At 26.5% G+C, this 24,671-nt stretch carries 22 protein-coding genes, 1 tRNA gene and 1 pseudogene; 13 read left to right on the top strand and 11 right to left on the bottom strand.

Annotated features, from left to right (window positions below):
• Positions 1 to 80: 80 nt before the first annotated feature.
• Complete coding sequence (gene cutA / locus MBCUR_RS11115; protein WP_245637288.1) at positions 81 to 719, bottom strand: divalent cation tolerance protein CutA; 639 nt, start codon at positions 717 to 719, stop codon at positions 81 to 83.
• A 2-nt stretch (positions 720 to 721) separates the two neighbouring features.
• Positions 722 to 1,606: an NAD+ synthase gene (locus MBCUR_RS04625; protein ID WP_067090810.1), complete on the bottom strand. Its 885-nt coding sequence runs from the start codon at positions 1,604 to 1,606 to the stop codon at positions 722 to 724.
• Between the two features lie 474 nt (positions 1,607 to 2,080).
• On the opposite strand from MBCUR_RS04625, the gene MBCUR_RS04620 reads away from it, so the two are divergent.
• Positions 2,081 to 3,091 (top strand): ArsA family ATPase, encoded by a 1,011-nt coding sequence (locus tag MBCUR_RS04620; RefSeq protein WP_067090807.1) that lies wholly within the window; start codon positions 2,081 to 2,083, stop codon positions 3,089 to 3,091.
• 131 nt (positions 3,092 to 3,222) lie between these two features.
• Here MBCUR_RS04620 and MBCUR_RS04615 read toward each other — a convergent pair whose 3' ends face one another.
• Positions 3,223 to 3,885, bottom strand: a complete 663-nt coding sequence (locus MBCUR_RS04615) for a cobalt-precorrin-7 (C(5))-methyltransferase (protein ID WP_067090805.1) — start codon at positions 3,883 to 3,885, stop codon at positions 3,223 to 3,225.
• A 391-nt stretch (positions 3,886 to 4,276) separates the two neighbouring features.
• Between MBCUR_RS04615 and MBCUR_RS04610 the strand changes: the two genes are divergently transcribed.
• The 4 genes from MBCUR_RS04610 to MBCUR_RS04595 all read left to right on the top strand — a co-directional run bounded on the left by MBCUR_RS04610 (position 4,277) and on the right by MBCUR_RS04595 (position 7,095).
• Positions 4,277 to 5,647, top strand: coding sequence for an AIR synthase-related protein (locus tag MBCUR_RS04610; protein WP_067090802.1), 1,371 nt, complete (start codon positions 4,277 to 4,279; stop codon positions 5,645 to 5,647).
• Between the two features lie 84 nt (positions 5,648 to 5,731).
• Complete coding sequence (locus MBCUR_RS04605; RefSeq protein ID WP_067090800.1) at positions 5,732 to 6,250, top strand: hypothetical protein; 519 nt, start codon at positions 5,732 to 5,734, stop codon at positions 6,248 to 6,250.
• A 298-nt stretch (positions 6,251 to 6,548) separates the two neighbouring features.
• Positions 6,549 to 6,622 (top strand) — tRNA-Arg (locus MBCUR_RS04600).
• 92 nt (positions 6,623 to 6,714) lie between these two features.
• On the top strand, positions 6,715 to 7,095 hold the full coding sequence (locus tag MBCUR_RS04595) for a hypothetical protein (RefSeq protein ID WP_067090797.1): 381 nt from the start codon (positions 6,715 to 6,717) through the stop codon (positions 7,093 to 7,095).
• 103 nt (positions 7,096 to 7,198) lie between these two features.
• On the opposite strand, the gene MBCUR_RS04590 is transcribed toward MBCUR_RS04595, so the two are convergent.
• The 4 genes from MBCUR_RS04590 to MBCUR_RS04580 are packed head-to-tail and all read right to left on the bottom strand — an operon-like array spanning position 7,199 to position 8,849.
• Positions 7,199 to 8,230, bottom strand: a complete 1,032-nt coding sequence (locus tag MBCUR_RS04590; protein WP_067090794.1) for a hypothetical protein — start codon at positions 8,228 to 8,230, stop codon at positions 7,199 to 7,201.
• An 11-nt stretch (positions 8,231 to 8,241) separates the two neighbouring features.
• Entirely contained in the window at positions 8,242 to 8,448 is a 207-nt protein-coding gene (locus MBCUR_RS04585) for a PIN domain-containing protein (RefSeq protein ID WP_281190535.1), read from the bottom strand.
• A 46-nt stretch (positions 8,449 to 8,494) separates the two neighbouring features.
• Positions 8,495 to 8,617 carry a hypothetical protein gene (locus MBCUR_RS10930; RefSeq protein ID WP_281190534.1) on the bottom strand — a complete coding sequence of 41 codons (123 nt, stop codon included), beginning with the start codon at positions 8,615 to 8,617 and terminating at the stop codon, positions 8,495 to 8,497.
• A gap of 1 nt (position 8,618) precedes the next feature.
• The gene (locus MBCUR_RS04580) at positions 8,619 to 8,849 is read right to left on the bottom strand and encodes an AbrB/MazE/SpoVT family DNA-binding domain-containing protein (RefSeq protein WP_067090790.1); all 231 of its coding nucleotides are present in this window, start codon (positions 8,847 to 8,849) and stop codon (positions 8,619 to 8,621) included.
• Between the two features lie 263 nt (positions 8,850 to 9,112).
• Here MBCUR_RS04580 and MBCUR_RS04575 point away from each other — a divergent pair, with 263 nt between their 5' ends.
• The 8 genes and pseudogenes from MBCUR_RS04575 (at position 9,113) to MBCUR_RS04540 (ending at position 20,214) form a co-directional block, all read left to right on the top strand.
• Entirely contained in the window at positions 9,113 to 9,325 is a 213-nt protein-coding gene (locus MBCUR_RS04575) for a hypothetical protein (protein WP_067090786.1), read from the top strand.
• Positions 9,306 to 9,584 carry a type II toxin-antitoxin system RelE family toxin gene (locus tag MBCUR_RS04570; protein WP_157077677.1) on the top strand — a complete coding sequence of 93 codons (279 nt, stop codon included), beginning with the start codon at positions 9,306 to 9,308 and terminating at the stop codon, positions 9,582 to 9,584. Before MBCUR_RS04575 ends, MBCUR_RS04570 begins: the two co-directional genes overlap by 20 nt.
• A gap of 59 nt (positions 9,585 to 9,643) precedes the next feature.
• Positions 9,644 to 12,622 (top strand): Eco57I restriction-modification methylase domain-containing protein, encoded by a 2,979-nt coding sequence (locus MBCUR_RS04565; protein WP_067090780.1) that lies wholly within the window; start codon positions 9,644 to 9,646, stop codon positions 12,620 to 12,622.
• Positions 12,623 to 12,801: 179 nt separating this feature from the next.
• Positions 12,802 to 13,650 (top strand): annotated as a pseudogene (locus MBCUR_RS11000) (DNA-methyltransferase).
• Between the two features lie 99 nt (positions 13,651 to 13,749).
• Entirely contained in the window at positions 13,750 to 15,012 is a 1,263-nt protein-coding gene (gene truD / locus MBCUR_RS04555; RefSeq protein WP_067090778.1) for a tRNA pseudouridine(13) synthase TruD, read from the top strand.
• Positions 15,013 to 15,236: 224 nt separating this feature from the next.
• Positions 15,237 to 15,632, top strand: a complete 396-nt coding sequence (locus MBCUR_RS04550) for a DUF126 domain-containing protein (RefSeq protein ID WP_067090775.1) — start codon at positions 15,237 to 15,239, stop codon at positions 15,630 to 15,632.
• A 177-nt stretch (positions 15,633 to 15,809) separates the two neighbouring features.
• Positions 15,810 to 17,975, top strand: coding sequence for a phosphoribosylformylglycinamidine synthase subunit PurL (gene purL / locus MBCUR_RS04545; protein ID WP_067090773.1), 2,166 nt, complete (start codon positions 15,810 to 15,812; stop codon positions 17,973 to 17,975).
• Between the two features lie 1,018 nt (positions 17,976 to 18,993).
• Positions 18,994 to 20,214, top strand: a complete 1,221-nt coding sequence (locus tag MBCUR_RS04540) for a molybdopterin molybdotransferase MoeA (RefSeq protein ID WP_067090770.1) — start codon at positions 18,994 to 18,996, stop codon at positions 20,212 to 20,214.
• A 613-nt stretch (positions 20,215 to 20,827) separates the two neighbouring features.
• Here MBCUR_RS04540 and frhB read toward each other — a convergent pair.
• The 4 genes from frhB to frhA all read right to left on the bottom strand — a co-directional run bounded on the left by frhB (position 20,828) and on the right by frhA (position 24,267).
• Positions 20,828 to 21,673 (bottom strand): coenzyme F420 hydrogenase subunit beta, encoded by an 846-nt coding sequence (gene frhB, locus MBCUR_RS04535; protein WP_067090767.1) that lies wholly within the window; start codon positions 21,671 to 21,673, stop codon positions 20,828 to 20,830.
• Between the two features lie 10 nt (positions 21,674 to 21,683).
• Entirely contained in the window at positions 21,684 to 22,490 is an 807-nt protein-coding gene (gene frhG / locus MBCUR_RS04530; RefSeq protein WP_394329078.1) for a coenzyme F420 hydrogenase subunit gamma, read from the bottom strand.
• A 10-nt stretch (positions 22,491 to 22,500) separates the two neighbouring features.
• Positions 22,501 to 22,971: a coenzyme F420-reducing hydrogenase, FrhD protein gene (frhD, locus tag MBCUR_RS04525; RefSeq protein ID WP_067090760.1), complete on the bottom strand. Its 471-nt coding sequence runs from the start codon at positions 22,969 to 22,971 to the stop codon at positions 22,501 to 22,503.
• 75 nt (positions 22,972 to 23,046) lie between these two features.
• Positions 23,047 to 24,267: a coenzyme F420 hydrogenase subunit alpha gene (gene frhA / locus MBCUR_RS04520; RefSeq protein ID WP_067090757.1), complete on the bottom strand. Its 1,221-nt coding sequence runs from the start codon at positions 24,265 to 24,267 to the stop codon at positions 23,047 to 23,049.
• Positions 24,268 to 24,671: the final 404 nt, after the last annotated feature.

Below are 24,671 nucleotides of genomic sequence, written 5' to 3'. Positions count from 1 at the left end.
ATGTAATAATGTATCAAAATATACTATAAAAATATATATTATTAATAATATTTATATTTTTAAAAAAAAAATAAAAAAATTTATTTTATCTTATGAGCGGTAATAATTGTATAACTATTTACATTAACAGTTATTTTATACTCTTCTATTAGTATATACCAATTTTTACCTTTCTTAGTTATAGATGCTTGAGGATTTTCAATTTTCTCTTTTACCCATTTTACTGCATCTTCAACATTTAAGGAAAGATTTTTCTCAATCCTTTTTAATCCAAGCTCTGTTGTATGTAACTTATCTAAATTAGAAATTAAATCCATACAACCTAAATCTAAGTCATCTGAGTCTAAATTATTTAAATCTAAGCTATTTAAATCTAAATTATCTAAGTCAAGATTATTATGAATTTCATTATTTATCCATTTTAAATAATCATTAGAAGCATTAATAACTGGTAAAGCAATTATACAAGGATTATCATAGGAATGAAGAGATTTAATTCTTTTAATTGATTCTTCTATATTTTTATCTATTGTTTTAAGTATTAAAACAGACTCTGTATCTTCTTCAAGAGAATCATTCCACCAATAAAAAGATTTAATAGCTGAAAAAATGTTACAACATGCACAAAGTCTTTCTCCAACTAAACTTTTTCCTATGAATGCGGATTCGTCCTCATTAGAACATGTGACATATATTAAAACCATTTTATGATTAGTCATAATTATTCTCCAAAAAGAAAGCTAGAAAAGTTTCCCTTAAAGGGGCTTGGAGGAGAATCTATTTTATGTTTATTAATCTCAATTTTTTCACGGACATTATCCACAATGTTTATATCAATAATTTCTGTATCCCTGTCCCCATTAGTCCTATCTGAAGAAACAGCTATTTTTTCTAAAATATCCTCGTTGTTTAATTCTTTATCAACAATATAATAAAGTAAAGAATCTAATAACTCATAAGTCATTCCTATTTCTTCTTCATCAGTTTGTCCATCCCATAGCCCTGCATTAGGAGGTTTAGTAAAAATTTGTTCAGGGATATTCCAATGTCTTGCCAATAGTTTTAATTGGCTTTTGTAAACATCTCCAATTAACTCAAAATCACAAGCTCCATCGCCGAATTTTGTAAAATATCCAATTAGAAGCTCACTTCTGTTACCTGTTCCAGCTACAAGGGAGTTTTTTAAGCTAGCAAAGTAATATAATATAGACATTCGTATTCTAGCTTTAAGGTTTCCTGTTGATAATTGATGAGAATTTTTATTAACTTTTAAGCAATCCATGTTAGAATAGCTGTTAAAATCTGCTAAATATTGATTCAAAATATCATCTATAGGAATTTCATGATATTCAATGTCTAAAATTTTAGCCATTAGTCTAGAATCGTCAGTATCTTCTTTAGGAGTTGTAGAACTATATAAATGATAAGCAAAAACTTTGTCTTTTCCTAGTGCTTCTGTTAATAAGTATGCAACAACAGAAGAGTCAATCCCTCCACTTAAGCCAATAATAATTCCAGAAGAATTAGATTTTTTTACAATGTCTTTTACAAAACTTATTAATTCCTTTTTAATCTTATCAGAATCTAATTTAGAAACTTTAAACATCTTACCACAACATCAAGAAGATAATTAAAATATATTTAAGCATAAAGACAAATATAATTCAGTGCAAAAAATTAATAAAAAAATAATCTAATAAAAAAATAATAATTTAATAAAAAGTATTTCATTGAAATTACTGAAAATTATTAAATAAGTTATTAAAAAGTATTTCATTGAAATTATTGAAAATTATTAAATAAGTATTAAACATTATTTTATTAAAAAAAAATGGCTAAATAAAATATAAAATAAATAAAAAATAATAATATATAAAACTAATAAATATATAAACTAATACTTTTGATTTAATAAATAACTAAAATATAATTTATTATTTAAACTTTATAAAATTTTTTAAAAAAAATCTAAAAAATATTTAAAAAAATACTTAAAAAATACTTAAAAAGCACTTGAAAAAATACTTAAAAAATACTTAAAAAAAATTAATCCTTAAATACCACAAGACAAGGTGATAATGTGAAAATAAAAGACTTATTTAAATTTAAAGATGGAAAAACTAGTTTCATATTTGTTGGTGGAAAAGGAGGAGTTGGAAAAACTTCTGTATCCGCTGCAACAGCTATTTATCTTGCAAAACAAGGTAAAAAAACATTGATTGTTTCAACTGACCCTGCTCATTCACTATCTGATTCTTTAGAAACATATGTTGGTCCCTACCCAAAAATGATTATGAAAAATTTGTATGGTGTAGAAATAGACCCAGAAATGGCTGTAGAAAAGCAACAAGCAGAATTAAAAAGTAAAAAATCATTAGCAAGTCCAGATCAGCTACCAGGTTTAGATTTACTTGGAGATCAATTGGATTTAGCTTCATCTTCACCTGGATCTGATGAAGCTGCTGCTTTTGAGATATTTATGGAAGTTATGACAACAAATGAATACGATGTAGTTGTATTTGACACAGCACCAACAGGACACACATTAAGATTTTTAAGTTTCCCTGATTTAATGGATTCATGGGTTGGTAAAATGATTAAAGCAAAAACAAAGTTAGGAAGTGTTACTAGTGGGTTAAAAAATTTAATACCATTTGTTGGAGGTGAAGATGAAGATATTGCATCTACTGCTGAGTTAGAAGAGACTAAAAGAAAAATTTCCGAAGCAAAAAAAGTATTAACAAATCCTGAGCTAACTTCATTTAAAATGATAGTTATTCCTGAGGAAATGTCAATATATGAATCAGAAAGAGCTATTGAATCATTAAAAAAGAATGATATGAATGTGGATAGTGTAATAGTTAATCAAGTGATGCCAGATATTGATAACTGTGATTTTTGCCAGTCAAGATATAAAATTCAACAAAAAAGATTAGGTTTAATCCACCAGAAATTCCAAGAACAAGTTGTCGAAGAAATACCTTTATTTAAGGAAGAAGTAAAAGGAGAAAAAAAGTTAGAAGAACTTGCAGAAGTATTATACGAAGGAAAAATCATAGAGCAAAGCGAAAAAGACACAATTCTTCTATAAATAGCTATTCTTTAAACAATTATTCCCTAAACAATTGTTTTTTTAAGAAATTATTTTCTAAGCAGTTATCTCTATCTCTAAAGAATTATTATTATTATTATTATTATTATTATTATTTAAATCTTAAGAGATTAATAAATAACAAGAATGCACATATATGAAAAATTACTATTTAAAATATCTTTAAGAGTAGTATCAACTATTTTTTCATTTAAATAGCTCAATCGTTCACAGACAGTTATTTTTCTATTCTCATCAACTCCAGAATCAATTAAAAACTTAGCAAAATCTTTAACACTTTTTGAAGGTAAAATAATGGAAGATTTAGAGTTTATTGATTCTCTAGTATCTGAATTATTTTCTATAATATCTAAAATAGCTGATTGATCATCCCTTCCATGAAAAGTCATTATATTTGCTTCATCCCAAGGTATATGAGTTTTAGCTGAAGCCAATTGAAGAGAGCTTATTCCAGGAAAAACTTCAATAGCTTTTTCATCGAGGTTTTTTTCTTTAGCTATTCTTAAAATAGGCTTTAAAAGACCAGAAAAACCAGGATCTCCTGTTGAAAGTAAACTAACATTAAATCCTTCATTTACTAAGTCTACTGATTTATATAAAAATTCTTCAAGATTTTTAACATTAAAAACAATTTTTTGAGAAGCATTTTCAAATAAATCCAAAGCTCTTTGACTTCCAATAACAAAATCTGAATTTTCAACAGTTTTTATAGCTATTTGAGTCAAATAATCTTTAGAACCTGGTCCTATTCCCACTATACACAATTTTGACATTTAACACCTAAAGTTTAAATTAATAAATGAACTTTATTTATTTTCTTAAAAAAATAAAAATATAAAGTAAAAATATAAAGTAAGTTTATAAAATAATTAAAAAAATTAAAAAGCCCTTTTAAATAATTAAAAAATACTTAAATAGTTAAAACAATACTAAATAATTAAAAATAACTAAAATAATTAAACTTTAATATAAACATTAAGAAAAATTTAAATGTAATCTTTTAAAAATATAGAAACATTAAAAAAAAAAATTAAAAATTAAAAATCTATATTTTTATATTTTATTATTTTTTATACTTTATTATATCTACTATATTTGCTATATGTATTATATTTAATTTTTTCATAAAATATTTTACTAAAACTTTAATAAAAAAATGATACCATGGATATTGAAGGATTTACAAGAGCTAAAATAAACAAAATAGATGAAAAATCCTTAGAAAATATTTTAGCTGAACATATTAAAGATTACAAAAATATATCAGATGAATTTTCATTTAAAATGGCTCAAAGTGTTGTTGAAGAAGTTAAAAATACACTTAAACTTGAAAAGATAGATGACAATTTTTTAAAGGATATTGTAAAGTCAACACTCTCAGATGTTAAAATGGGAGAAATTGGAGTTGGTTCAAGAGGTGCTGGAGACTTTTTTGTCCATAGAAAAATAGCTGAAATAGTTGCAAGCACCAATACAAATTCTCTAATTAATCCATCAGAGCAAGACGATGGTGGAGTAGTCAAATCTAAAGTTAATGGTAATGAGGTATACATAACAACAGCCATAGATGGTATTCATTCAAGATTAAGTGAATATCCATTTTTAGGTGGATTTCATGTAACAAGAGCAAGTTTAAGAGATGTATGTGTAATGGGGGCTAAGCCTGTTGCAATAATTAGTGATATCCATCTTGCTGATGATGGAGATGTTGCAAAGCTATTTGATTTTACAGCTGGAGTTGCAACAGTATCAGAGTTAATCGATGTTCCAATAGTGGCAGGAAGTACACTACGAGTTGGAGGAGACATGGTATTAGGTGACCGTTTAGTTAGTGCAGTTGGTTCAATTGGTGTTTCAAATATAGAACCTACAGCAAGAAAAATGGCAAAGCCTGGAGATGTAATTCTTTTAACTGAAGGTTCTGGAGGAGGAACCATAACCACAACAGCCCTTTACAATGGTTATTTTGATGTTGTCTGGGAAACAATTGATATTAGTTTTATAAAAGCTTCAAATGCCCTAATTAAAGATAATTTAGTAAAAGATGTTCATGCAATGACAGATGTAACAAATGGAGGTCTCCGTGGTGATGCCCATGAAATAGCTTCCACAACAAACTTAGGTTTAGAAATGGACAACACAAAAATTAATTCCATGGTAAATCCTAAAGTATTAAATATGCTTGAAAAATTAGATATAGACCCTCTTGGAGTTTCTACTGATTCTTTAATGTTGATAGTTCCAGAAAATAAAGCAGACACAATAAAAAAATCTATTAAAAAATCTGGAGTTAGAATAGGTGAAATAGGATATGTAGATGATAAAAAAGGAGCAAGATTAATAAAAGACAACAATAAAGTAGAAGAAATTAATCCACTATTTAGAGAAGCAGCCTACACTAAAATTAAAAAACTTGTAGGTGAGACAACACCAGAAGACTTTAATCAAATGCAAGAAAAAGTAGAAAAATCCGCTAAAAAAGCAATACAAAAGAAAAAAAAGGTTATAAACTACATAAAAAACAAAGACAAATAACTTGAAATAGAAAAGAAACTAAATGAAATTAAATAGAAAAGAAATTAAATATAAAAGGAACAGAGATTAAATTGAAATAGAAATATGAATTTAAAAACACTTAAAAACAAAATAAAACTTAAAAATCATAGAAGCTATAGAAATTATAGAAATATTCATTTAAATTATGAAAACCAAGGATTTTTATCTCTATACGATGTTTTAATAGGAATTGTGCTAATATTTCTAATAATATCTATTTTTAATATAGCCATTGATATAAATTTTAAATCTCCAAGTGAGGAAAAAATAAATCCACAAATGGCTCAAGATATTATAGAATTAATGTCTTCAAAAACAAATGCAAAAGAGGAATCATTGTTAGAGATTGTAAGCTATAACTTAGAATCAAATAATTATTCCTATGAAAGTAGAGAAAATGTTAATTTAATGATCGAAAACTTTTTAAACAAAACAACAAATAAAAATTATCTTCTTTTAGAATCAAATATCCTAAATAACACAGTTTTATCTTCAAAAGGAAATTTTAATCAAAGTCAAAGTATTTCAACAAGTACTAGAGAAGTTGGAAATTTTTCATACACTCTTTATATCTATGACTAAACAGCTATATATAAATAAAAGTGTGATATAAAAAAGAAATAAAAACATGAATAAAAATATGATATAAAAACAAATAAAGATATAATTATAAAATATATTAAAAAATCTTAAAATATTTATACTAAAAAAAGGAAAATATATTTATAATCTATTTTTATAAAATATTTTTATAAATATTGTTACTAATTTTACAAATTTGAAAAGATTAAAAACTTTTCTAAAAGCAATTAAAAAAAAAGACAATTTTATATAAAAAATATTAGAAAATAATTATAAAAAAATTATAAAATATTAATTAGCCCTGGTAGTGTAGTTTGGATAACACATAGGACTGCGGATCCTTTACCCCGGGTTCAAATCCCGGCCAGGGCATTGTATTTCTTAAATAACAAAATTAATAAAAATTAAATAAAAAATAGGAAAAGTAATCAAAATAAGAAGAAAAAAACCTTAACTTAACAACAATGGATGATGAACGAAAAGAATTAATAAAAGCAGGAGTTACTTTATTTATTCAAACAGACCAAGGAGTATTTTTTCCATTTGGAAGGGGAAGAACAACTGCAACAAGCTCAGCAATGGCAACACAAGAAGTTTTTGATATATTGTCAACTCTTAATTTAGGATTCGAAGGATTAATAAAAACTGGATCTGAAATTGATGATATTGAATTAGTAAAAGTTGATGCTGATTTCATCGAATTAATTGGCTTTGATATAAATAGAATAGTATTGGAAATATTACAAAAAACTTATTATATAACATTAGTTGATTATGAATTTGGAAGTGCTTATCTTAAAAATTTAATTGTATTGCCCAAAATGGATTTTCTTTCAGAAGACTAAAAAATATTTATTTTAAACTACATTATACCAAATATAATGAATTTAAATATTTTTAAATATTGAATTCCATGAAATAAGATTCTTTCACTTGTTAAAATTTAATTCAACAATGAAATATTTCTTTTGTATCAATTGAAGCCCATTCTTGTTCAGTTAAATTAGTAATTATTATATTTAAATATCCTGTTGCCTTATATTTCTTTAGTTCGTTATCTGTGGGAGAATAGTAATAATATATGTTAGGTATGAGTTGCTCTCCAGAATATGCTAAAAATTCTTTTAACTCAAGAATATATGAAAATACATCGCTTGAAACTTCTTCTATAGGGTAACTTGAATCTGTTTTCATAAATATTATTCCTTTTTTAATCTTACAAAAACTTATTTTTGGGCTAAAATTCAAATACATAAAAAACATTTCATAATTTTCAATATAAAAAGGGTTTTTATAAAGAGGATTTTTATTAAGTTGATTTTTCATATCATTGATCAAATCTTCGTTGATATTTTCTGTTTTTTTATTTAGTTTATTTTCTAGATAAGAACAAAAATGATTTTGTTTATTAAATTTCTCATACTTTTTCAAATGTGCAATAATATCATTCATTTTTTGCATTGATTCAATTAAATTAGTATCAACTAGATTATTTGCATTTTCACAGTCATTAAAAAATGTGTTCCGATAATAATCAACCAATGTTCCTTTTTTAAAATTTGAATCTTCTTTATTTTCTTCACTTAATTCTATTTCTCCAGTATATTCGTTTCTATTTTCAATAGGATATCTTAAGGGATATTTTGTATAAGAAAAATATATGAATGATTTTTCTATATATAAAATTAAATCTTTTATGAGAATTAGTAAATCTATATCTATATCCAATTTCAATAAATCTGTTTTTTTGAAAAAATAATAATATTTTAATAAATTTAATATATCATTATACATTTTTTTATCACAAATTATATGGTTTAAAAGAGGATATGATTCTAACTGTTCTATGTCCTTTTTTAATGAAATATACTTTTTGACACTGTTTTTAAAGGTCTGTGATGATTTTTCAAAGGATGTTAATATTACACCAATAATTACTCCAAAAATACCTAATAATGCTGTTAATATTTCACTACTCATTTTGTCTCATCTCAAATACTATTTTCATTATCAAAATGTTCATCAAAAGATACAATTTCATGAATTCCTAATTCTTCCATTACGGCAATAGAAGTGCAATCAGCATAACCAAGAGACCCATCATACTTTTTACAAATAGTTATAGATTTATCTTGAATCTCTTTATCAACAATATAAACATTATAATTATTATTTAACAAATTATACGTTTTCTCAATTCTTTTCCATCCATAATACCGACTAATCCATTTAGTGTTTCAAGTATTATAACATTAGAATATATCTTTTAGATTTTTCTACCTTTGGAAATAAACTAAGTGCATCATCATGCCATTGATCATTATTAACAGTTAATCCAAGAATAAAACTTGTATCTATGAAAAGCAAATTAATATTCTCCTCTTTGTCCTTTTCGTTTCAAATCAACAGCATTAGTAGGTTCAAGTGCTTCAACTATCCCTATCATATCTCTTAAACTATCTCTTTTTTCATGAAATTTTATTATAATCCCATCTTTAATAACTTTAAAACCTATATCATCATTTTCACTAATATTTAAATCGTCCCCTAACTCAGCTGGGATAAAAACTTCTTTATTTTTCAATTCTATATCCCTCATAAATTATCACACCTACTAATAATATAATTTACTGTCTTATCAAATATTTATAATTAATTAATTATATTCAATGCTGTCAATTTAAGAAAAATTCTTTCAAAATTTCATTAAAAACTTGAAACTGTTTATAAATAAACCTTTCAATTTGTAATACTTATCATCAAATTTATATATTAATAATTCCTTAACTTGACAGAAATGTTTTATCATAGCAAAATTTAAATATAATTAAAACCAAATATATATAAAAATGAGGATTAGAAATGACTACTATAACAATACCTTTATCAAAATCAATAATTGAAAAAATAGAAGGAAAAACAATAAAAGAATCAAATCTCAACCAAAATGGAGATTTAGAATTAAAAATAGAAGAATGTGAGTTCTGGGATAACATGGTCGAGCTTAAACAAGAAATTGATGAAGGCAAAGGCATCGAAGTGGATGTTGATAAACTTGAAAAACACTTCCTATAAATTAATTTTCTCTAATAAATCTGATAAATACCTTAAAAACCTTAAAAAAGATAATAAGGAAGATTTTAACAATTTAATTTCCAAAACTATATTAATTACAAAAAATCCTTATGATTCTAAATCTCTAAAGTGTAAATTTAAAGGACTAAAAAGAGTAGAGTATAGAGGCTATAGAATAGTTTTTTATATAAAGAACAAGACAAATCCTCCAGAAATTCAAATTTTGGACATAGGGTTACGGAAAATTGTGTATAAATAACAAAGATAATAGTAAATAAAAAAATTAGATTAAACTTTAAAATTAAAGGGATAAATTTTATGACAGCCCCCAAAAGAGTTAAAGAACTTGTTGAAAAGTTTGAAAACAACATAAAAGGTTACAAAAGTAGTAACTACAATGAACAAAATGTAAGACAGGAATTTATAGATCCCTTTTTTGAGTGCTTAGGATGGGATGTTTACAATAAAAAAGATTCAGCACCACAATTTCGTGATGTTATTTTTGAAGATTCTATAAAAGTTGGAAAAGGAACAAAAGCTCCTGATTATTGTTTTACATTAAATGGGCAGAAAATTTTTTTTGTGGAGGCAAAAAAACCTTCTGTTAATATTGAGGCATCTGTAGGTCCATCATTTCAAGTTAGGAGATATGCTTGGAGTGCAAAATTAGGAATATCCGTTTTAACAGACTTTGAAGAATTAGCTATTTATGAATCTAAAACACGACCATACCCAAAAGATAAGGCAAGTACTGGAAGAATTAAATTTTACAAGTTCACAGATTATGTAGAAAAATGGGATGAAATAAAAGATATTTTATCAAGAGAAGCTGTTAGAAAAGGAAATTTAGATAGATTTGTTGAAAGCAGTAGCAAAAAAGGAACAACAAAAGTAGATGATGAGTTTTTAAAAGAAATTGAAAAATGGAGAGAACTTTTAGCAAAGAAAATAGCTGTTAGAAATAAATATATAAGCTTAGCTCAATTGAACTTTGCAGTTCAACAAACAATAGATAGAATACTATTCCTTAGAATAGCTGAAGATAAAGGAATAGAACCTTATGAACAGCTAAAAAATCTTTTAAGCAGTGAAAATGTATATGAACAATTTGGAAAATTGTGTAAAAAAGCTGATGATAAATACAATGCAGGAATTTTTCATTTCAAAGACGAGAAAGAAGTTAGTTTAGATCCAGACAAATTTACTTTAGATTTAACCATTGATAATGGTGTTTTTAAAGAAATTATAAAAGATCTTTACTATCCAAAGAGTCCTTATGAATTTTCTGTTATTTCCCCAGAGATACTTGGAAATATTTATGAGCAGTTTTTAGGAAAAATTATAAGATTCACAGCTAAAAAACAAGTAAAAATAGAGGAAAAGGAAGAAGTTAAAAAGGCAGGAGGAGTTTTTTACACTCCAAAGTATGTAGTTGATTTTATAGTAAAAAATACTGTTGGAGATATTTGTAAAGGTAAGACTCCTAACCAAGTAGCAAAATTAAAATTTTTAGATCCATCTTGTGGCTCTGGTTCTTTTTTACTTGGAATTTATGAATATTTATTAAATTGGCATTTGAATTATTATTCTAACCTTGAAAAACATCCCAAAGACACCATATATAAAGGCAAAAACGACCAATATCATTTAACAATAAGAAAAAAGAAAGAAATTTTACTTAACAATATTTATGGAGTTGATATTGACTCACAAGCAGTTGAAGTGAGTAAATTAAGCTTGCTTTTAAAAGTTCTTGAGGATGAAAATAAAGATGCTCTTGAAGCTCAACAAAAACTCTTCCAAGAGAGAATTTTACCATTTTTAGGAGATAATATTAAATGTGGTAATAGTTTAATTAGTTCTGATATAATTCAAAAACAAAAAGAAACTAAGTTTGAAATAACTCCTAAAGATATCCCAATTATCAATCCTTTTGATTGGAACATTGAGTTTAAAGAAATCATTGAAAATGGAGGATTTGATGCAATAATAGGAAATCCTCCTTATTTTAATATCCAAACATTAGGAAGGAATTCTAAAGAAGCAGAATATTTAAAAAATAACTACAAAGTATATATGGATAAAAGTGACATTTTATTTTACTTCATTGAAAAATCTACCAAAATTTCAAAGAATTACATATCTTTTATTACTTCCAATGCTTTCTTATTTTCTGATAAAGGCAAAAACCTAAGAAATTTTATTGTAGATGAGTCACCAATTACAAAAATAATAAATTTTGAAAAATTCAGAGTTTTTGATAAAGCCAACATAACAACATTAATAGCTATTTTTAATAAAAATAATAAAAGTAGTAAAAATAATAAAATTAATAGAAGTAATAACACTGAGTTTATAAGCTTAAAAGAAAACAATTATGATATAACTAACCTAATCAATATTATTAACAGTGAAAATAATTATTCTAAAACCATTTTAAAGAAAAATGAAGTTTTTTCTTTAATAGATAAAAAAATTAAAGATTTAAATAAAAAAATAGACAAAAACCATGCCAAATTAGGAGATTTACTTTTAGTAGGAAAAGGAATGGAAACAGCAGCAGATAAAATTTTTTCATTCAAAGAGTACCCTACTGAATTTCCAAAGGAATTTATTAAAAAGAGAATAACTGGCAAAACCATTGATAAATATTATATTAATGATAAAACAGACTATATTCTCTATTTTGAATTCATTAAAGATTTTAAAAAACTTCCTGAATCGATTCAAAAACATTTAAATGATAATAAACAAAAATTAAAAAATAGGGCAGATAAGAAAAGAAGATCCACTTCTCCTTGGTGGAATTATACTTTTGCTTTACATAATGAATATTATGATTTACCTAAAATTTATTGCAGTAGAAGAGCAAAAGACAATGTTTTTGTATTAGATGAAAATTTTGAGTATTTAGGATTCTCAAATATGACCGTTCTTTTTTCAACAAATGAAAAATTCAATTTAAAATATATATTAGCATTGTTAAATTCTAAATTACTTACATTTAGATATAAAACAATTGGAAAACAAACTGGAGGAGGTTCTTATGAATATTTCCCAAATGGAATAGTTAAATTTCCAATCCCAGAAATATCCTTAGAAAAGCAAAATTCTTTCATTAAATTAGCTGATGAAATGATTGAACTCAAAAAACAATTAAGCAATGCTAAAACTCCTCATGAGAAAAGATTAATAGATATTCAAATTAAATCTACAGATAAAGAGATTAATTCTTTAGTTTATAAGTTATATAAATTAAATAATGAAGAGATAAAATTAATTGAAGAATCTATATAATTAAATATTTAAAGCAACAGACTATAACTATAGTTAATTTTCATCAAAAACAAAAATTAATTTCATTTTGTTCATCCATAAATACATACTTAAGCTAATGATAAAATTTCTAAGTCTTTAATATTCTTTATATAATATATGAGACAAAAAAAATGAAAGAAAAATCTTAAAGTGATATTATGGAATTAAAAAATTTTGTTAACAATGTTATTGAAGGAGATTGCTTAAATGTAATGAAAAAGATTCCTTCAAACTCAGTGGATATGGTTTTATGTGATTTACCTTATGGTACTACTCAAAATAAATGGGATTCAATAATTGATTTAAATGAACTATGGAAAGAATATAAAAGAATTATTAAAGATAATGGAGCTATAGTTTTAACTTCACAAGGTGTTTTTACGGCTAAATTGATATTAAGTAATGAAAAATGGTTTAAATACAAATTGGTTTGGGAAAAATCAAAAGCAACCAATTTTTTAAATGCAAAAAAGCAACCTCTGAGAAAACATGAAGATATTTGTGTTTTTTATAAGAAACAACCAGTTTACAATCCTCAAATGAGTGAATGAAAACCATATAATAAAGGTGTTAGAAAAGATCAATTAACTGGAAGCTATGGAGATTTTTCTCCTGTTGAAGTAAAAAGCGATGGTTTAAGATACCCTACAGATATTGTGTACTTTAAAACACCTGAATCTGAGGGTGAAGTTTATCATTCTACCCAAAAACCTGTTGAATTAGGAAAATATTTGATAAAAACTTTTACTAATGAAAATGATTTAATATTAGATAATTGTTGTGGTAGTGGAAGCTTTTTAATTTCTGCCTTACTAGAAAATAGAAAATTTATAGGAATAGAGCAAAATAAAAATGTTCAACTTTATAAAAATGAAAAAGTTGATTTAATTGAAATATGTAAAAAAAGAATTAATAATGTTCAAAAATATAAAAATATGAACATTATTACTAACAACACAAAAGATAAAATATCTTCTCATCAAAGTAAATTATCTTTTGCCAAATAATTTTTTAAATTCCATTAAATAAAGCATAGATAAAGAGATAAATAAACAACAGACTTTTAATATAAATCAAAAAAAATATCCAAATTATGAGGAAATAAAGTGTTAAATGCTGAAACTTATATTACATCAAATCCTGGAATTGGAGGAACAATAAGAAACTTCGAGAAAGATTTTTATGTTGAAGAAATACCAATAGCTCAACCAAGTGGAAGAGGTCCTAATGCCTGGATTTGGATTGAAAAAGAAAGAAGAACTACATTAGATGTTCTTATGGACATTTCAGCTATTCTTAAAATAAGCAGAAAAAGAATGGGATTTGCTGGAATGAAAGATAAACAAGCCATTACAAGGCAATGGATATGTGTCTCAAATATGGATTCATTTAAACAATTTAATGATTTAATAGCTATAAAAGACAATGTAAAAAATACCAAATTTTTAAAAATAATTAGAAATCAAAAAAAGCTTAGATTAGGTCAACTTCAAGGAAATAAATTCAAAATATTAATTAGGGGCATTGATAACATTGAAAAGGCAACTAAAATAGCTAATGAAACCTTAAAATCATTAGAAACAACTGGAGTTTTAAACTATTTTGGTTGGCAAAGGTTTGGAAGCGGAAGAGTTAACACTCACTTAGTTGGCAAAGCCCTTGTTCACAACGACCTTGAAGAAGCTATTAAAATTTACATTGGATATCCAATAGAAAGTGAACCAGAAGAAGTTCAAAAAGCAAGAAAAGCATATGATGATGGAAATTTAGAAAAATCATTTGAGTTAATGCCAAAATTTTTAAGATTTGAAAGGGAAATGCTCAAAGTCTTGATTAAAGAAAATAAAAAAAGAGTATTAGATGATTCATCTTATAAAAAAGCTATTTTCTCCTTACCAAAACCCCTTCAAAGAATGTTTGTTCACGCTTATCAATCAGGACTGTTTAACAAAGTAATAAGTGAAAGAGCCAAATTAGGAGTAAATAACTATGTTGAAGGAGATATTTTAATAGATAATGAAGAACACATGGTTCATGAAGAAAGTAATGAAAAATTAAAAAATATGATAGAAAATAAGCTTGCAAATCCAACAGCTCCACTTTATGGCTCTAAGGTTCCCCTTGCAGATAAAAAAATAGGAGAAATGGAAAGAAGAATTCTTGAAGAAGAAAAAATCAAATTAGAAGATTTTAAAACTCCTAAGACACCAAAATTAGGAAGTCATGGTCTTAGAAGAAGTATTAAGTTCAATATTTGGGATACAAAAGCTATTGCCACAAAAAATGGTGTTTTAACCGAATTTTCAATATCAAAAGGATCTTATGCAACATCGGTCTTGAGAGAAGTAATGAAAAAAGATGTATACTGAAAAAAGACCCATTAAACATAAAAGAAAAAATAATTAGCCATAGCCAAAAAAATTTAAAAATTAATAAAAATAAATTTTAATATGCTAACTAAATTAAAGTTTAATACACTAATTAAATTAAAAGAAAAAATTTAAATATTTTTGAATATATAAATTAAAATATCATATAAAAACAATAAATATCATAGCTATTTGAATATATTTAATCAGATTAAGATGAAAAAATGAAGATAAAGTCAAGACCAATAGCTAAAGGAATAGCTAAAGGTGAATTAATTGTAAGTAATGAATCTATTAGCTTTTTAGGTGGAGTAAATCCAGATAATGGTGAAATAATAGATTCTAAGCACCCATTAAAAGGAAAAATTATAAAAGACAAAGTTTTATTTATTCCTGGTGGAAAAGGCTCTACCGTTGGATCATATGTGATTTTTCAGATGAAAAAAAATAATACTGCCCCCAAAGCTATAATTTGTCTTAAGGCTGAGCCAATAATAGCAACTGGTGCCATAATGTCTGATATACCAATGGTAGATTCTCCTTCATCTACAAAAGAGTTGATTGATAAAGTAGAAGTAGAAATCAATGGAGAAACTGGTGAAATCAATATTTTATCTTAAAAATATTTAAAATACTCAAAATATTTAAAATTATTAGAAAAATTAAAATTATTAAAAATATTAAAAAGAGATTTTAAAAATATTTAAAAATATTTAAAAAATGACTTATTTAAAAAATTATTAACTTATAAAAAAATTATATAAAAAATATTATTGAAAGTAATAAAGGGAAATAAAATGGCTTTAACAAACTCTGAAATGGAATACATAGTAGAAACCTTAGGTAGAACTCCTAACCCTTTAGAAGAAGGAATGTTAGACATAATGTTTTCAGAACACTGTTCATATAAAAGTAGTAGACCATTTTTAAAGATGCTTCCAACAGAGGGAAAAAATATTATACTGGGACCTGGAGATGATGCAGGTCTGGTTTCTATCACAGATGACCTTGCACTTGCTGTTGGTATTGAAAGTCATAACCATCCATCTTATGTAGAGCCATATGGAGGAGCTGGAACAGGAATTGGGGGAATTTTAAGAGACATTATTTCAATGGGAGCAATGCCAATAGCTCTTTTAGATTCTTTAAGATTTGGGCCTATGGAAGATAGTAAATCAAAATATCTTTTTGAACATGTTGTTAAAGGAATATCAGATTATGGAAACAGAGTTGGAGTTCCAACAGTCGGCGGTGAAGTTGAATTTGACCCGTCATTTAGTAAAAATCCTTTAGTTAATGTAATGTGTGCTGGGTTAGTTAAAAAAACAGATATTGTTAAAGGAATAGCCCCAAATCCAGGAGATGTGTTTTTACTTATGGGTGGAACCACAGGTCGTGATGGTATGGGAGGTGTAGTTTTTGCATCAGAAGAGTTAACATCCCAATCAGAAACAGAAGATAGACCTGCTGTTCAGGTAGGAGACCCATTTACTAAAAAAAGAGTTCTTGAAGCATCTTTAGAAATATTAGAAAAAACAGATGTTTCAGGAGTCAAAGATTTAGGTGGTGGAGGAATTACATGTTGTATTTGTGAACTTGCAGATAAATGTGAAAATGGTGCTGTTGTAGATTTGAAAGCTATTCCACTTAGAGAAACTGGAATGACACCTTATGAAATCATGTTATCAGAGTCACAGGAGAGAATGATTTTTGTAGTTAACCCTAAATATGTAGAAAAAATCCACAAAATCTGTGAAAAACATGAAATTCCATCTGCAGTAGTTGGAGAAGTTGCAGACCACAACAGAATGATTGTTAAAGATGATGAACAAATTATAGCAGATTTGCCAACAAGATTACTTGCAGATCCTCCTTATTTAAACCGTGAAATAAGAGAACCTATGGTGGAAAAAGGCTTAGTTGAAGTAAAAGACCTAGAAATATCACAATCAATATTAAATATCTTATCTTCACCTAATATAGCAAGCAAAAAATGGGTGTATAGACAATATGACCATGAAGTTCAAATAAGAACTATTGTTAAACCTGGTGATGATGCAGCTGTTTTAAGAGTTGATGATGAGACAGCTATTGCCTTAAGCTGTGATTGTAACAGTATTCACACAAAACTTTCTCCCTATGATGGAGGAGCAGGGACTGTTGCAGAAGGAATTAGAAATGTTATCTCAATGGGGGCAGAGCCATATGCAGTTGTGGATTGTTTAAACTTTGGAAATCCTGAAAATCCTGAAATCTTATGGCAATTTAGTGAATGTATAAGAGGAATGTCAGATATAGCAAAAAAATTTGAATCTCCAATAATAAGTGGTAATGTAAGTTTCTACAATGAAAATGAAGACATTAAAATAAACCCTTCACCTACAGTTGGGTTAATTGGAGTTATGGATATAGAAAACATCAGAACCATGAATTTTAAAGAAGAATCTGACAAAATCATAGTTATAGGAAAGACTTACAATGAAATTAATGGTTCAGAGTATCATAGAACAGTTCATAATCTTGAACAAGGACAAGCTCCAAAAATAAGAATAGATGATGAAGTTAAAACTGGAAAAACTCTGTTAAAGTTAATTAACAATGATAAAAATAAAAATATAACCGCTATTCATGATGTATCAGCTGGTGGAATAGCTATTGGTTTATGTGAAATGTCAATGGCAGGGAATTTAGGTTGTGAAATTGATTTAAAATACTTAGATGCTGAAGGAAAAATAAGTGATAATAACTTACTATTTTCAGAATCTCATGGCAGATATATTCTTACTGTTAAAGAAAAATACTTAAATATAATATTACATGAATTAAAAAATGAAAATGTTTCTGTTAGTCCTATTGGTGAAGTTAAAGGAAATTCATTAAAAATAAATAACATAGACCTTGAAATAGATGTTGATACTTTAAAAAATTCGTACACTGGCATTATAGAACAACAGATGACTTAATTTGAAAAATATCATAAATATATTAAAAAATTATAGTAAAATTATTAAAAAATATTATAAATATATTAAATGGATTAACAATTTGGAAATCTAAGTTTCTAAATTTGATTAATTAAATTAAGATTAGATTTATAAAGTTAAACTAGATTTATAAAATTATAATAAAGTTTATTATAAAAATAGATATAAATATTTAATAAAATTTTATTTTAATTAATATTAATGTCTAATTACTAAAAATAATTATTTTTTAAAACCTTTAATTTTTATTATTATTTAAAATCTTTTAATTCAAATTTAAAGAAATTATATTAGGTATTTACAAATTAGAAGAACCTTTTAAAAAAAGGTTCATCAAAAGGCTTTCTCAAAAATAAAGAAAACTAATTTAAATAAAAATTTTTTACTAATTGTAATTATTTTTAACATTTATTTTTTATAAAAATATATATTAATACTTTTTCATATGCTTTAAGAGAGTTTAATTAAATATCTACTTTTACAAAAAATAATCATTACACACAGCATCTAAAAAATTATAAAATGAATAAAATTTTTAAAAAAATATAATAAATAGAATAGCAATTATAAAAAAATTAATAAAAAATTAATAAAATTTTTAAAAAAATATAATAAATAGCATAATAATTAATAAAAAATTAATAAAAATATTATAAATACTTCTGTCCCACACTTCAAAATTTTAAATTTTAGATACTATAAAATTGATTTTAAATTGTTAAAATTTCTTATAATTATTAATTAAAATTTTATTTATTAAAATAATGCATAACAAATTATTAATTTATATTTAAATAATTATTTCTTAATTTAATCAATTTTAAAGATTTATTTTTTCATGAAATTAATCATTGGGACATCTCCAAATTTTATAAAAAAATTATTTAAAAAGTATTTAATAATTATTGAAAATTACAAAAATATTATAAAGATTATAAAAATTATTTAAAATTATAAAAATATTATAAAAACTATAAAAATTATAAAAAGTGAGTATATGTTTTTAACTGAACTTATTAAATTATCTGAAGCTAAAAGAATATTAAATGAAAACCAAATAATTTTAGACGGAGAAATTATAGATTTAAAAGATTCTTACCTAAGAGTTCTAAAAGATGACATATATTCAAAACATGACTCTCCTCCCTTTGATAAATCTGCAATGGATGGCTATGCAGTAATTGCAGAAGATACATTTACAAGTTCTCCTAACAATATAAAAGTACTCAAAATAATTGACAGAATCGGTGCAGGAAATTATAGTGAAAAGACCATTGAAAAAGGAGAAGCCATTAAAGTAGCAACAGGCTCACCTGTTCCAAAAGGTGGGAATGCAGTATTAATGGAAGAATATACTATCTCAAATGGTGAAAATCTTGAAATTCACGGCGCAGTTACTCCAAGTGAAAATATAGCTCCTCAAGGTGAAGACATTAAAGTAGGAGAGAAAATTTTAGAAAAAAATACAATTTTAAGATCACAAGAAATGGGATTAATAGCTTCTGGAGGATATGGTAAAGCTGAAGTCTATAAAAAACCATTGGTCAAATTAATTGTGACTGGAAATGAGTTAGTTGAGCCTGGAAGTACTTTAAAAAAAGCAGAAGTTATAAATTCAAATAAATTCACAATTACTGGAATGTTAAAAAGTTTAGGATTAGATGTAGAAATTGATCATTCCCATGATGAAATTCAAGAGCTTAAAGAAAAAATATTAAACTCAACAGATGAATATGATGTTATTATAACAACTGGTGGAACAGCTATTAGTAAAGGAGATATAGTTATTGATGTTATTGAAGATGTTGGAGAAGTTTTATTTCATGGAGTAGCTATTAGACCTGGAAAACCTTTTGGATTTGGTGTAGTAAATAAAACACCTGTTTTTATGTTGAGTGGATATCCTGTAGCAGCTATGGGTCAATTTGATACATTAGTGAGAGAATATTTACTTAAAATGCAAAACATTACTTTTAACCCTAAAAAACATAAAAGAATTTCCAATGTAAAAATTCCATCAAGCTTAGGAAGAACCGACTTTGTAAGGGCTTATAGCACAGATGAAAGTGTGGAACATGCTTTAAATAAAGGTTCTGGAATAATAAAATCTATGGTTGAAGCCAATAGCTATTTAATAATAGATGAAAACAAAGAAGGAATTGAAAAAGGAGAAACAGTCGAAATTATTTATTTTGAATTATTAAACCTTAACAAGTAAGAAAAATTTTATTAAAAGAATTTTTCTATTATATAGCAAGAAGCTTAATTTGCACTAATTTTTGCAGTTTGTTTGTGTCTAATCAACAAATTTTGTTCCAAAAATTAGTGTTGGACATAGTTCTTGACAAAAATTTTTTAATTAATAGTTTATGAAAAAATTTATCTAAATTAAATAACTCAAATAAAATATTTTTTAATTTCATAAAATATCATTATAAAGTATTTATTTTTATAAATATTGATTATAATAAATTATATTATAAAATAAAGAGAATAAACTAGTATTTAAAATACTATTTAAGTCATGATTAATTACAACTTTTTTGTCCAAGGCTAACCTGTATTTGTTCATGAAATATTAAACTTTATTTTTAAAATGAAAGAAATTAAATTTAATAAATATACTAATTTAATTGATATTCTTAATTAAAATAGATACAAAATTAAAATTTTAGAAAAGTATTAGAGTAAATTTGTAAAAGAGTGTAAAACAGAATAAAAAAATATAATTGATATATCAATTAATGAAATTAAAAAAATAAAAAAAGAAAAAATTAGGAGTAAAAAACTCCTATACTTTATTAAAGCATTAAAAAATTAAAGCATAAAACTTAGAAAGGAACAGGAAGTCCAATTTCAGCTCTTTTAGCTATTTCTTTATCTGCTTTATCTTTCTTACCTTGTGCAAGTTTTTCTAAAAGACCTAAACCTGGTTTAACATCAGCTATTGGTTTAACTTCAATAATACCTGCATCAACAGCTTGAGTAAATATATCATTACCAGCATCAGTTCTTGGTAAGACAGTAGACCAGCCATCAGGTGAACCAACAGACCCAGTAGATACATCAGCTAGTTCAGCGACATAATCTTTACAGATATTACATCCAGCTTGCTCATAACCATGAGTATCTTTTAAAGGAAGTGCAAGTTCTTCATCATCAGTTACTGCCCAAAATTTACCTTTTCCTATGTCTAATTTGTTAACTAACTCTAAATCAGAGTATAATTTATCAGAGACAAAAGTTTCAAGAGATGCATAAGGGAAGTTTTCCATACAGAAAATACCAACAATCAATTTAATTTTATCTGCAATAAATCTTGTTGCAAATGGGTAAGACTGCATTTTTCTAATACCTTGTAATTGACAAGGAATAGCAACAGTTCCTACTTTTTCAAGCCCATATTGTCTAACAGCTTTTTTTAATGCCCAGACATTTGGTGAAAAAGTATATTTAGTTCCTGCAGCTGAAATAATTTCATCAGCAGTTAATGCAACTAAAGGTTCTGGTTTAAAAGCTTCATCAGTAGGTCCAGCTACAACAGCACCTTCAATGACTTTTTCATCAAGTGCGTAGGAAAGTAAAGCTGTTACAATTCCACCATCTTGGGAAACTTTTTGAATTTGTTTATCAGTAGCTCTTGCGGATAATGCTTCTTTATAAGTTCCTAATACCATTTTTTCACCTCTATAGTCCTAAGTCCTGTTTGATTCTGTCTTCTGGGAACCAAGCACGTGGACAATGTGTATAACAACTACCGCATTTAACACATCTTGCTTTGTTACATTCAGGTCTACCTTCGTTCATAGTAAGAGCTCTAGTAGGACATGCTAAAGCACAAGTTCCACATCCAGTACAGAGAGCTTTATTAACAATAGCAGTTTGTAAATCGCAACCACAGTTGGAATTACATGCAGCTAAGTCTATCATAGGTTGTAAATAATCCATGTCACCATTAATAAGTGCAACTACACTTTTAGCAATAATTTCTGGTGAAGCAGGACAACCTGGAAGAGTAAGATCAACTTTAACTAAGTCAGAAAGTGGTACATAAGATTCATGCTTAGGTTGAGCTTGTTGCCCACCTCTTGCAAATCTTGTAAAACAACCGTTTTTAGCACAAGATCCAAATGCACATAGCAATGTAGCATTTTTCCTAACTTCATAAATTTCTTTTAAACTATGTTCGTCTTGTAAACAGACTGACCCTTCTACAAGGGCTAAGTCCATTTTAGGCATAGGATTCTCATCATCCCACCATACATCAGCTAAGGTTTGCCCATAAACTATTTCTACCATATTTGTAAGTAATTCTGCGAGAATATCATAATTTTCACTTAAGGACATGATATCTCCAGTACATCCACTTAAATGAATATATCCGATTTTTGGTTTATCAGCCACTTTTTCAACCTCCTGTTTTGAAGATTCTTCTTTTTTTGGCTTAGTTGGTTTAGCACCTATTCCTAAAAATTTTTTGAATTTTGCTAGTATGCTCATTTTGCTAAACCCCTATTTCTTTTAAAATAATTTCAATGGCTTTGGGAATTGCAGCTTCAACAGGTTCAGTTAAACCCATCTCAACATCTGGAGCAGAATTTTCTTTAAGTTTACATCCAACAATGATAACTTCAATATCTTTAGCTAAGGATTGTAATGGTTCAATGATTCCTGTATGTGGATTTTCATATTTCCCCTTTGACATATCAGAAGGAGAGTATATTTTTACAGTTCCAGGTTCCACTTTTGGATCTTCAACAGCATCAATTACAATTAACTTTTTCCATGATTCATCAGGTAAAGAAAATATATAATGAGATGCACCTGTTCCTGCATCAACAAACATGACATTATTAGGTGTCTCTTTATCTTTAAAATAGTCTTCTAAAGCTTTTATGACAAATGGTCCAAAACCATCGTCTTTAAAGAGAATGTTTCCACAACCAACAACTAAAGTTTCTGCTTTATAAGGCATTGTTTCCCTAAAATATAATTAATATATAAAAATATTAATACCATTTTAATTCAAAAGAAGAATTAAAAAGTCAAATTATATTTTTACCATTTCATCTTTAACAACACTCTTATCTTCATCATCTACTACTAATACATGAGTAGCACAGGAAAGACAAGGATCGTAAGCTCTAATAACATGAGCTCCCCATTCATGATGGAAGCCTTCTGTTGCAGGACCCATAGTTGGGATATTCCAAGTTGTAGGGACTAATGCACTGTAGAATTCAGTTTTTCCATTAGGACCAACTTGTGCCAAATGAACATCAAGTCCTCTTGGAGCTTCGATTGCACCGATACCTAATTTACTGGTACCTCTAATATCAAAATCAGCCAAAGTAGGAGCAGAAGTGTCTAATTCATCTAAGATTTCTAAACATCTTGATAAATAAGTTTTCATTTCATGTGCTCTTGCAACATGCTGGGCAGTCACACCTTTTTCAGTGAACCCACCAAATTTAGCAGCTCTTGCTCTTGGACCTGCTTCAACATTTATTCCGTCGTATAATGGAATAGTTGAACAAGCACGTTTTCCTATTTCAGGGTCATCATACCAACTTTCTGGCATAACTTCTGTAAACCTATCTAAATCAAAGAAGTCTCTGTCTCCATAAATTCTGTCACTTGCAAATAATGGTTGATTAACTACTCCCAATCCTTTAGGGAAGTCTTTATCTTGGACTAATCCAATGATTAAATCAACATGTGCATTGACTTTAGGAACTAAAGCTTTTAACCTTGAGTACAATTTTTTTCTTGCTAATTCTGAAATGTTATTAGCCATTCCTCCAACACGAATGTCAGATGGATGAATACCTTCACCAGCAACCATGTCTACAACATATTGTGCTGCTTTTCTGATGTCACCAACACTGTTAACTGCAGCTGCAAATAAGTTCTCAGGAACTATATCTGGAGCAACCAAGAAATGATGTATAGCATGTGAATTAAGATTACTTGCTGAAATAGTAAGTTCTCTTAATAATTTAGCTGCTTTAGGAATTTCTATACCTAAAGAATCATCCATAGCTTCAGCTGAAGCAAGAGTGTGAGGCACTGGACAAACTCCACAAATTCTTTGACAAAGAACTGGAGCGGATTCAGGTGCCTTACCTGTAACCATCTTTTCTAAACCTCGAACAGGAGTGATACTGAAATATCTTCCTTTAGTAACGATACCTTCATCGTCGACTTCCATGACAAGCTCTGCATGCCCTTCTTGTCTTGATGTAGGTGATATAACTATTCTTTCGCTCAAATGTGTCACCTCATTTTTTATCGGTTTAATATTATAAAAACCAATATAATACTTTTATAAACTTTAAATATATAAAGTCTTTTATCAAAACCAATAAGTAAAGTATATATATTAGAAAATTATTTTTATTAAAGTAATTTAATAGCATATTATCAAATTTAAAAAACTGATAGAATTAAAAAAATAGTATAAAAAAGCATCAAAAAATAAAAAAAGTTTAAATGGCTGTGCAACAATTTGAAAATCTAAGTTTTTAAATTTAGTTAATTAAGTTAAAATTAGATTTAGAAAGTTATAATAAATTTTATTATAAAAATAAATGTAAATATTTAATAAAATTCTATTTTAATTAATATTAATGTCTATTTATTAAAAATAATTATTTTTAAGTCTTTAATTTTTAT

It is taken from the genome of Methanobrevibacter curvatus, from assembly GCF_001639295.1.
In the GTDB taxonomy this organism is placed as follows: Archaea; Methanobacteriota; Methanobacteria; order Methanobacteriales; family Methanobacteriaceae; genus Methanoflexus; species Methanoflexus curvatus.
Note: the sequence above shows the minus strand (reverse complement) of the source record. Positions and strands in the feature narration are given on the sequence as shown.